General features: G+C 58.6%; 6 protein-coding genes. 3 read left to right on the forward strand and 3 right to left on the reverse strand.

Features of this window, described 5'->3' with window-relative positions; translation table 11 throughout:
- Nucleotides 1-8 precede the first annotated feature (8 nt).
- Together QMO80_RS21190 and QMO80_RS21195 are read left to right on the forward strand one after the other, a co-directional pair.
- A complete protein-coding gene (locus QMO80_RS21190; RefSeq protein ID WP_283198232.1) occupies nt 9-1,154 on the forward strand; it encodes an ABC transporter ATP-binding protein in 1,146 nt (381 codons plus the stop codon).
- A gap of 8 nt (nt 1,155-1,162) precedes the next feature.
- Complete coding sequence (locus tag QMO80_RS21195) at nt 1,163-3,295, forward strand: beta-galactosidase (protein ID WP_283198233.1); 2,133 nt, start codon at nt 1,163-1,165, stop codon at nt 3,293-3,295.
- Between the two features lie 339 nt (nt 3,296-3,634).
- Here the strand turns inward: QMO80_RS21195 and QMO80_RS21200 are convergent, their stop codons facing one another.
- Both QMO80_RS21200 and QMO80_RS21205 read right to left on the reverse strand, forming a co-directional pair.
- A complete protein-coding gene (locus QMO80_RS21200) occupies nt 3,635-4,825 on the reverse strand; it encodes an MFS transporter (RefSeq protein ID WP_283198234.1) in 1,191 nt (396 codons plus the stop codon).
- Nucleotides 4,826-4,989: 164 nt separating this feature from the next.
- Entirely contained in the window at nt 4,990-6,006 is a 1,017-nt protein-coding gene (locus QMO80_RS21205; RefSeq protein ID WP_283198235.1) for a zinc-dependent alcohol dehydrogenase family protein, read from the reverse strand.
- Between the two features lie 149 nt (nt 6,007-6,155).
- Here QMO80_RS21205 and QMO80_RS21210 point away from each other — a divergent pair, with 149 nt between their 5' ends.
- The gene (locus QMO80_RS21210; RefSeq protein WP_283198236.1) at nt 6,156-7,052 is read left to right on the forward strand and encodes a LysR family transcriptional regulator; all 897 of its coding nucleotides are present in this window, start codon (nt 6,156-6,158) and stop codon (nt 7,050-7,052) included.
- A 47-nt stretch (nt 7,053-7,099) separates the two neighbouring features.
- Here QMO80_RS21210 and QMO80_RS21215 read toward each other — a convergent pair whose 3' ends face one another.
- Nucleotides 7,100-10,927, reverse strand: coding sequence for an NACHT domain-containing NTPase (locus QMO80_RS21215; protein WP_283198237.1), 3,828 nt, complete (start codon nt 10,925-10,927; stop codon nt 7,100-7,102).
- Nucleotides 10,928-10,989: the final 62 nt, after the last annotated feature.

Consider the following 10,989-nt stretch of genomic DNA (forward strand, 5'->3'; position numbering starts at 1 on the left):
AGCCAGACATGACCAGTCTCGAACTCCGTGAGATCAACAAGAACTACGGCGCCTATCATGCGCTGCGCGGTATCGACCTTTCGGTCGCGCAAGGCGAGTTCATCGTCATGGTCGGCCCCTCCGGCTGCGGCAAGTCCACGCTGCTGAAATCGATCGCCGGCCTGGAGACGATTTCGTCCGGCCAGATCCTGATCAATGGCCGCGACGTCAGCAGCGAGGAGCCGGGCGATCGCGGGATCGCCATGGTCTTCCAGTCCTACGCGCTCTATCCGCACATGACGGTGGCGGAGAATATGGGCTTCGGCCTGCGCATGGCCAAGCGCCCGAAGGCCGAGATCGAGGCGGCGGTGGCGCGCGCCGCCAAGATCCTCAGGATCACCGACCAGCTGGACAAGCGGCCGAAGCAACTTTCCGGCGGCCAGCGACAGCGCGTCGCGATCGGCCGGGCGATCACCCGCTCGCCCGAGGTCTTTCTGTTCGACGAGCCGTTGTCCAACCTCGATGCGGCGCTGCGCACCCAGATGCGCGTCGAACTCAGCAGCCTGCATGCCGAGCTCGGCGCCACCATGGTCTATGTCACCCACGACCAGGTGGAGGCTATGACCATGGCAAGCCGCATCGTCGTGCTCAATCAGGGGATCATCGAGCAGGTCGGCTCGCCGCTGGAGCTTTACCGCAATCCCGACAATCTCTTCGTCGCCGGCTTCCTCGGCGCGCCCAGAATGAATTTCCTCGGCGTCACAGTCGACGAGGTCTCCGGCCGTCACGCGACTGTCTCGGCGCCCGGCCTCGTGCCGGTGACGGTGGAATTGGCCGAGCCGACGGTTCTCGCCAAGGGCGCCGGCCTGACGCTCGGCGTGCGCCCGGAGAACATATCGATGGTCGCCGACGGCGGGCAGGGCGGGGCGATCGAAGGGGAGGTGCGGCTCGTCGAGCATCTCGGCCGCGAAACCATTCTCTATGTCGATGCCGGCAATCTCCAGACCATCGCCTCGGAGAGCGGCACCGGCAACATCACCGTGCAGCTCAGCTATGTCGCGCCTTTTGCCGCCGAGCAGAAGGTGGCGCTGAAGCTCGATGCCCGCGAACTCTATCTCTTTTCATCCGATGGCGGCCGCACGATCAGCGCCCGCAAGACCATTCTCGACAGATAGGAAATCCCGTGTCCGACAAGACCCTCTCCGTATGGAACCCCGTCAAGACCGACCGCTTCCTGGTCGGTGCGCCGCATTATCCCGAGCATGTCGATGAAAGCTATTGGGAGCGCGATGCCGAGCGCATGGCCAAGGCCGGCTTCAACGTGGTGCGTATGGCCGAATTCGCCTGGCATATTCTGGAACCCAGGCTCGGCACCTTCGATTTCGATCTGTTCGACCGCGCCATATCAATCCTCGCGCGCCACGGCATCGATACGATCATGTGCACGCCGACGGCCACACCGCCGCGCTGGCTGACGGCAGCTCACCCTGAAATTTTAAGGGTCGACGGCAAGGGCCGTCCGATGAGCCACGGCTCGCGCCAGCATTGCGATACGGCAAGCCCTGTCTTTCGCGAGCACAGCAAGCGCATCACAGGGGCGATGGCCGAGCATTATCGCGGCAATCCCCATGTCGTCGGCTGGCAGACCGATAACGAGCTGAACACCAGCATGCCGGAGAGCTTTTCCCAGGCGACGCTCAGCGAATTCCAGGCCTTCCTCGCCGATAAATACCGCGAGATCGCCAAGCTCAACCGCGCCTGGGGCGGCGATTTCTGGGCGACGGCCTATGACAGCTTCGATCAGGTGGTGCTGCCGATCGAGTTTGGCCCGACCTTCCCGAGCCCCGGCCACCTGCAGGATTATCACCGCTTCCTCGCCTTCTCCACCGCCCGCTTCCAGCACGATCAGGTCGAGATCCTGCGCGCGGTGAAACCCGGCTGGTTCGTCTTCCACAATCTCGGCGGCCTGCGAGACATCGATTTCCGCGGCCAGTTCAGCAAGGATCTCGATTTCGTCGGCTACGACATCTATCCGATGCTCTATGACGAATTCATGCGGCTCGGCAACCACGCCAAGGTGCAGGCGCTGCATCTCGATATCTGCCGCGGTTTCTCCGGCAATTACATCGTGCCCGAGCAGCAGTCTGGCTTCGGCAGCCAGCCGGGCTTCTGCACGCTGACGCCGGAGCCGGGGGAACTACGCCGCATGGCGCTTTCCTCCGTCGCGCACGGGGCCGACGGCCTGATGTTCTTCCGCTGGCGCCCGGCCCATTTCGGCGCCGAGATCTACTGGATGGGCATCATCGACCATGACGATATCGGCCGCCATCGTTATGAGGAGGCCAAGCGCTTCGCGACCGAGATGATCGCGCTGCAGCCGAAAATCCTCGGCACCTATGTGCGCATGGATGTCGGCATCGCCGGCTCCGATTTCGACAATCAGGAAGCCCACAAGACCTATCCGATCGGCCTGCCGAGCCCGCAGGACGATGCGATCCTCATGCATCAATATTGTTATGACCGCGGCATCGCCTGCGGCTTCATCCATCCCGAGGACGATCTTTCCAGGCTGAAGCTCTTCTATGTGCCCCACTGGGTGATGTGGAAGGACGAATGGACGGCAAGGCTCGAAGCCTTCGCGGCCTCCGGCGGCACCGTCGTCATCGGCGCGCGCACCGGCACCCGCAATGAAGACAACCATGTCATCCGCGAAACCGCGCCGGGCACTGCACTTTCGAAGCTCACCGGCGTGCGCGTCGAGGATTTCGGCCGCTTGGCCGCCCCCGGCGCCAACGGCCTCTTCGACGTGATGGAACGCTCCGGCGGCCTCGTCATCCCGCCGAACAAACCGGCCGAAAGCAACCGCCGCCAGCGCCGCTTCAAGCTCGGCAACCGCGAACTGACCGCCGGCCACTTCTACGAAAACCTGACCGTCGACAGCGACGTCGAGGTGATCGCCGCCTGGTCCAACCGCTACGCCGAGGGCCAGGCGATGGCAACCTCCCGCAAGGTCGGCAAGGGGCAGGTGGTCTATCTCGGCACCTACCTCACGCCTGAACTGACCGAGGCGCTCACCGAACGCCTCTTCCCCCAGGCCGGCATCGAACCGCTGGTCGGCGGCTTGCCTGAAGGCGTGGAGGTGACGATGCGGATGAACGCGGAGCGGCGGCTGCTGTTTGTGCAGAATTATACGGATCAGGCTGTGTCGGTCGGCGGCGTGCCGGCGGGGCGGGATCTTCTGGACGGGGAAAAGCCGGTGAGGGGCACGCTGGAGCTTGGCGGTTATGGCTGTGCGATTGTGGAGCTGGAGAGGTGAGGGCGGTGGAGCACCCGCCTCGTCCTTCAAGGCCCCTGCGGGGCGCCCCAGGATGAGGCTCTCTTGGGGCGGCGGCGCGCATCCTCCCGCTCCCGCGGGGCCAGCGCGACATGCTCCAACCTCCCTCATGCTGAGATGCGCAGACCGTGAGGGCGAAGCCTCGAAGCACGCCGCAACGCTGCTTCCGTCTGTTATTGGGGCGCGGCACCCTCCAACCTCCCTCATCCTGAGGGGCGTAGCCCGTGAGGGCGGAGCCTCGAAGGACACGTTCCACGCTGCTTCTTGCATCCATCCGAGGCCGGGCGCCCGCCTCGTCCTTCGAGGCCCCTGCGGGGCACCTCAGGATGAGGCTCTCTTGGGTGCCCGCGTCACGCCGATCGCGGTCACCGCCGCACCCGCCATCGCCGCAGCGCTCAACACAAACGGGCTCCACCAGCCGACATGATCGAACAACAACCCGCCGGCGAATGCGCCTGAAGTGATGGCAAACTGAATGAGCGCGACGAACCAGGCGCCGCCTTCCTCCAGATGGTGGGGGATCGTCCGGGTCATCCAGGTCGTCCATGCCGCCGGAACCGGCGTCGTAAGCAGGCCCCAGAGAAGCAGCAGGCCGGCGGTTGCCAGCGCGAAGGGGCCGAGGCCGGTAAGCGCCAGGGCGACGGTCACCAGCACCGCCGGAAAACCGATCAGCACATGCGCCATATGCGAGCGCAGGACGGCGGGGATCAGCGAGGTTCCGGCGAGGCCGGCAAGGCCGATCCCGAGCAGCACCAGCGAGAGCGCGTTGACCCCGAGATGGGTGATGTCTTCGAGAAATGGCCTGAGATAGGTCGACAGCGCGAATTGCCCCATGAAGAACAGGATCATCGCCGTCATGCCGAGGGCGAAGGTGCGGTTGCCCATCAGGCTGAATGTCCTGCCGAGCGATCCGCTTTGGCCGCCCGGCATCCGGGGCAGGGCGATGGCCTGCCAGATGAAGGCGACAATGCCGATCGGCACGACGATGAAGAAGGCGCCTCGCCATCCGACAAGGCTGCCGAGGAAGCTTCCAAGCGGGGCGGCGATCACTGCGGCGAGCGCGCTTCCGCCTTGCAGCATGGCCAGCGCCTTCGGCACGTCGGGACCGGAGGCGATGCGGGCGATGATCGCCGTCGCCAAGGACCAGTAGCCGCCGATCGACACGCCGATGAGCGCGCGGCCGACCATGAATATGAGGTAATTGGGGGCAAAGGTGACCGCCAGACCCGACGCCACGAGCACGACGGTGTAGCAGAGGATCACCAGGCGCCGGTCGAAGCGCGCAAACAACACGTTGCTGAACAAGGCGGTGATGACGGCGAAGAAACCCGAGATCGAGATCGCCTGACCTGCCTGGCCGGCGGTGCTCGCCAGTTCGTCGGCGATCGGGGTCAGCAGGCTCACCGGCATGAATTCCGACGCGACGAGCACGAAGGAGGTCAGCATCATGCAGATGACCGCACTCCACGGCGTCGTCTTGGCTTCAATTCTCATGTCGTAGTTGATGTCCATCGGGCTGTCCCTTCAAAGCGGGGTTGTTCATGGCGCCGGGCGACGGCTGCGCGTCGCCGTTCCGGCGACCAGGGTCGCGCCGACAAGCCATGCCGGCGTCGTCGATTTCGAAATCTCGGACGGCTAAGTTTTCGGGGTCCTCGGTGTGATCCGAAATCCGGACGTCACATCCGCAGAAGCGTCTTGATCGCCGAGCGCTCGTCCATCGCCTTGTAGCCTTGGGCGACATCGGCGAGCGGCACTTCGAGGTCGAAGACCTTTCCGGGGTTGATCTTGCGCGACAGGATGAGATCGATCAGGTGCGGCAGGAAGCGGCGAACCGGGGCAGGGCCGCCCAACAGGTTCTTCTGTGCGAAGAACAGCATCTGTCCGTCGAGACTGACGCCATGGGGAACGCCGACATAGCCGATCGAGCCGCCGGGGCGGCAGGCATTGATCGCCTGCATCATCGACTCCTCTGTGCCGACGCATTCCAGCACCGAGTCCGCGCCGACGTCACCCGTCAATTCCCTGATCCTGGCCACACCCGCGTCGCCGCGCTCGGTGACGATGTCGGTCGCGCCATATTCGAGCGCCAGTTCCTGGCGCTGCTTGTGGCGGCTCATGGCAATGATGCGGCCGGCGCCAAGCTGTTTGGCCGCGAGCACGCCCATCAGGCCGACCGCGCCGTCGCCGACCACGACCACCGTGCATCCCGGCGTGACCCGCGCGGCATCGGCCGCATACCAACCAGTGCCAAGGACATCCGAAGCCGCGAGCAAGCTCGGGATCAGGTCATCGGACGGCATGGTGTCGGTCGCCACAAGCGTGCCGTCGGCCATGGCGATCCGGGCATAGGGAGCCTGCGCGCCCGACATGAATTCGCGATGTTCGCATGACGACTGGAAGCCATAGCGGCAATGCGGGCAGGTGTTGTCGGACAGGCAGAACGAGCCGACCACGAACTGGCCGGGCCGGACGGTCCTGACCTCGCTGCCGATCTCGACGACCACGCCGCAATATTCGTGGCCCATGTGCTGCGGGGCATTTACCGGTTGAAGGCCTCGATAGGGCCAGAGGTCGGAGCCGCAGACACAGGACGCCGACAGCTTGATGATCGCGTCAGTGGGTTTCTCGATTTTCGGTTCCGCGACTTCCTCGCAGCGGATATCGCCGGGGGCGCGAAGGACGGTGCCGAGCATGGTCATCTCCTGTCCGGGCGGAATGCCCGTCTCATTCTTCGGGAGATGGATAGCACCGTTCGATAACTCCGATTAGCCGTTGCAATTTGCATGGACTTATCGAAATCGGCTATTAATGGCGCCGGATCGGAACGACTGGAGATATCGCCGTGGCCCGCGAGAATTTCAATGAACTGCTGCTCTTCCTGGCGGTGGCGGAGGAACGCAGCTTCACCAGGGCCGCGGCGAAACTGGGGGTCGCGCAATCGACGCTGAGCTACGCCGTGAAGGAACTCGAAGCGCGCATGGGGCTGCGGCTTCTCACCCGCACGACGCGGAGCGTGGCGACGACAGAGGCCGGCGAGCGTCTCCGGCAATCGCTTGCACCGCGCATTTCCGAAATCGAGGCGGATATCGCGGCATTGATGGCCTATCGCGACAAACCGGCCGGCACCGTCAAGATCACCCTTTCGAACCACGCGATGGAAAGCGTGGTCTGGCCGAAGCTCGCCCCCGTCCTTGGGGAATATCCGGATATCAAACTGGAACTCAGCGTCGACAACAGCTTCCGCAACATCGTCGAGGATGGCTTCGATGCGGGCGTGCGTCTCGGCGAGAGCCTGGAGAAGGACATGGTTGCGGTGCGGATCGGGCCGGACTGGCGGCTGGTGGCCGTCGCTTCCCCTGACTATTTCAAGACAAGAGCGGTGCCGACGACACCGCAGGAGCTCATGCATCACAACTGCATCAACAGGCGTCTCGACCGGGTGGGCGGACTGTACGCCTGGGAATTCGAAAAGAACGACGAGGAGGTCCGGGTGAGGGTGGAGGGCCAGTTCACCTTCAATACCGATCGCGAAATGGTCGCCGCGGCCCTTCAAGGCTACGGCATCGCCTTCGTTCCGGAAAGCTATATCGAAACGCATATCGCGGACGGGCGTCTCCAACTCTTCCTCGAAGACTGGACCCCCAAATTCGCCGGCTATTACCTCTATTACCCCAGCCGGCGGCAGAACCTCCCGGCCTTCTCCGTCATCGTCGATGCGCTTCGAGAGAGAAATCTCTGAAGCCGTCACACACGCGTCGTTATTGGGCGCGGCATCCTCAACGTCCTTCAGTCGACCCAAGCCATTTGTGAACTGGTCACCGGCGAGCCAGATGATTCTATCCAAGCTTTAAAAGGGGACGCTAGTGCAGCCCTTCCGAAGTAATCATCCGCCGATCGTTCAAGCAACGTACCGAACGCGGAAATTGCCTTCGCATCCTTCCTCTGGATTTGATCAAAAAGTGCGTATGCAATCGCTGGAAGCATCCACGTCGAATGAGCTGGATCATACAACTGAACGAAAAGTTCATAGTTGTCCATCGTGTCGCGTTTGGGATGAAAGTGGTATAATGCCAGCGCCGCGAAGCGAATATGTGCCGGTCGCTTATGGTCTGAAAACACTTTTTTGAGATCGCTAGCACTTGGGGCGAACTGCTCGGTCCACGTGTGTAAGCTCAAGCGATTATGTTCTTTGATCAAATACGCCGGCTTATTCTCAGTCTCGATCGCATCCATCATCATCCCAACTACATGGGGTAAAAGAACAGTCTCAGCTGGAAGGTTAATTTTGATCGGGCGTAGGCTATTTCTGTACTTGTGGCGAATTACAGGGCCGCATGCTGTAGTTAGGATCAAATTGCAATTTTCAGTTGTATTCAAGGCGGGATGTGCTTTCAGGCATCGCCAAGTATAGATCACATCATGGGAGGCGCTTGCGGTGATCGATTTTGTTAACGCAGGTGGAAATGCCTCGTGATTGCTAAATTTCAAGAAAGAATCTTTGTAATCTTCGTCATTGAAGAGATGGAAGAAAAGCGTGGGGAATTCTTGGGCGATCCCTATAACGTCAATATTATCTCCTTGGGTAAATGTCATGCCGTATCTTTCCCAGCCAGGTTTGTGGGATTCTATTAATAAATTTATTTCGTCGGAGTCGCCAGGTTGCTTATATGCAAGGTTTTCACGGAAGAAATTTTTAATTGGATACGGGATTAAGGAAAAATTAGAGTAGCTCCGGCCGATGCTATTTAAAAAATTTTCTTTGCTTTCGATTGATCTAGTCCGAAGAAGTTCGAAAGCATGGTATAGTGCCGAGAATAGGCCTGGGAGAGTTTTGAAATTACTCCAGATTTCGTCCGGCCATTTCTCATACTCTAATTCAGTGGCGACGGGCTCCAAGTGCATTTCCACAATGCCGTATACTACCTCCAGTGAGGTGGTTCTGTGCCTGCGGGTAGGAGAGCTGGACCAAAGAGCGGCGCCGATAACATTCGCAAGAGACGAAGAATGGGAGAGGTTCAATTCGTCACGAAGTGTCTTGATTTGAGAGGCAGCAATATGCGAAGCTGCGGCGATTACCTCTGAGGGAAAAGTCAACCATTTATCAGACATTAGAAATCTAACGGCAATGGCGCAGACCCAGCGGCTGAGCTTCGTATAATCTGTTTTGTTTTGATCCAGAGCATACAAAAAATATGCTACATAAGAGCTGCCCGCTCCCTCAATAAAATTCGATACTTCTCTACTCCTTTTGTCTTTGTCAGGGAGGATGCGACCCAAGCAGATTGCCGCGCCAATCGTTTCGGCTGGCGTTTGTTCTCGAATCGCGGTTAGCATTGCGTCCTGAAGCCAAGCAAGCGAATGGCGTTGCGGCTTTCTCGTTAATAACTCTGATGGAAAGCTTTGCCCTGCCATTGGTATTATGGCGTTGAGAAACCGAGATCGAATTTGTTTATCTTCTTCCAACACGCCTTCAACTAATAGTCTTGCCGCAATTTTAGCGCCCTTCGCTAGCCGACGATTAAAGGCGCGACTGGGCCCTTCTCCAGAATCTATACTTTCAAGGACGCTGGTTGCTACTAGGAGTTCATTGTTTCTGCCGTTCTCAACGAGTGCGCTTATGAGGAAATGCATAACTTCGCGCCAATGTGCATCGGCAGCTATTGCTTCAAGACGGCTGTGGAAATGCTCCGCCTTGCCGTCACGGTATAAAAATTCGGCCGCAAAAAACTCCTGAAGCGGTCTAATATCAAAGCGAACAAATTCACCGTTTTCGGGAGTGTTAACTAATACGAGGCGCTCCGTGGTCGCCTTCATCAGTGTTGACACTGTGCTTTTGACGTCCTTGTCCTGCAATTTTGTTACAGTTTCAGATACGATTAATTTCAATGTATCGCGTCTGATCGCCGTGGTCGCTCCTTCACTCGTTTCCGCGCGAGCATGAAGTTCGAAACCCAGCCGGTTATGAAGAGCGCGAAGTAACTTGTCGCCTTCTCGCAGCAGAGTCGCAAGGTTTTTATCAGGTAGATTTCGGTTAGCCTCTCGCTTCTTAATGATTTCATAAAATGTGTTAAAGAGCTTCCATCGGCGCTCTGGGGGGCGCCCACCATCTCGCACAACGACTGCCATAATATGCGCTTGCAACGGAGTGGTCATGATTTCTGCGATGGCAGGAGACTTTAGCGCTTCACGTAGAGTTTCAATGAATCCCCGGCTATCCGTCTGTGAACGACCAATCTTCAATAAAGGAGTAGCGCACTTCAACGCCTGTTCAGGTGTCAAGGTGGCTAGTTCTACTGTGGCGCCTCCCAAGCTGGCAAATTGCCCAGAATAGCCTTGTGGCCGAGATGTACAGACGATTGCCGCGTCGGTCCCGCAAGCAACGAGAGTATCATCAACAAAATGTACTACTTCATTCGCAACTGCGTCCTTCACGTCACCAGGTACTTCATCTAACCCGTCGAAGACAAACAACCATCTGGAGGTGGCGAACGCTCGCTTTAGAGTGCCAGGCTGAACAGTAGTGCCCAAGTCACGACCGAAGCGATCCACCAGATAGGCAATAACCCTGGGACTTTGTGTTGGCGTGCGCTGCCCGAGCCAGAAAGCGAAATCTTTCAGTTCTATCGTTACTGGCATACGGGGAGCCTCGGGCCAGAGACCTTGCTTGGTGGAAATACTGCGGATTTCTTCTGCAACGGCCGCCTGCGACGACGTAATAGCCAGATCTGGTGCCCCCAATATGAGCGCTGCTCTTTGAATTTGAGCAACATATTGCGTAAGAGTGGACTTCCCTTGGCCAGGCCCGCCTTTTACGAGCCACGCGCGTGCTCTACTTGGAGTTTCAGCCCACAGCTTCCACGAGTCGTCAGTTGGCATTGAGGGATGGGTACGGTGCACCTGAGCCAAGGCCTTAGATAAACTCGCCGCGGCAAGTCCTCTAAATTCGTTCCATTTGAAAGGTATATCTGTGTATAATCTTTGTATACCTGGTCTATTGTCTACGGTAGATCCAGCTTGCTCTAGTTTTGTGTACTGTTGCTCCATCATTTGAGTGACGGTGACGTAACGAAATATTTCTGAAATATCCGCTCTACTATCAGACATCTCGTCGTATAGCTTCTTGAGTATGTGGCCAGGTGTGAGGAATTCTCCGTAGTACTCGGAGATGTCAGGAAATGATGCCAGGAAATCTAGTATCTTTCTTCCGCCCCAGATATGGAACCGATTGGCGAGGGGTGGTAGGGATTTCGCGACCAATGCGCGCGCGGCATCAAAACATCCCGTCTCCGCGACGCCTGAAGGCTCTATGTTGGTTGCGATTATCCAAACATCGGGAACTCTGCGTCTTGATGATGGAGATTTAAAAGAGGTGATTTCCTGTTGAATTTGGTTAAGGAGCCACTTTTGCGGATCAGCAGACAAGTGCGGTGGATGGAACTTAGATTGGATATACCATATTCCGTTCCATTGTTCAGCTGAGCTTGGGTAGTCTGCTTTGCCCTCGAAAAATCCATCTCTTCCGCCATCTGCTCCGGGTCCGAACCCCGTGACGCCCGAGCCAAGCACTCGGATGGCAATTGCGTTAACCAGATGCTCGAAATTATTGCTGTCCAAACGCGTAAGTTCGTAACTCGGAATTGACACAGAAGACTCTCTTTGAAGTTGTTGTGTGAGCC

Origin of the sequence: Rhizobium sp. BT03 (genome assembly GCF_030053155.1) — a bacterium.
Classification (GTDB): domain Bacteria; phylum Pseudomonadota; class Alphaproteobacteria; order Rhizobiales; family Rhizobiaceae; genus Rhizobium.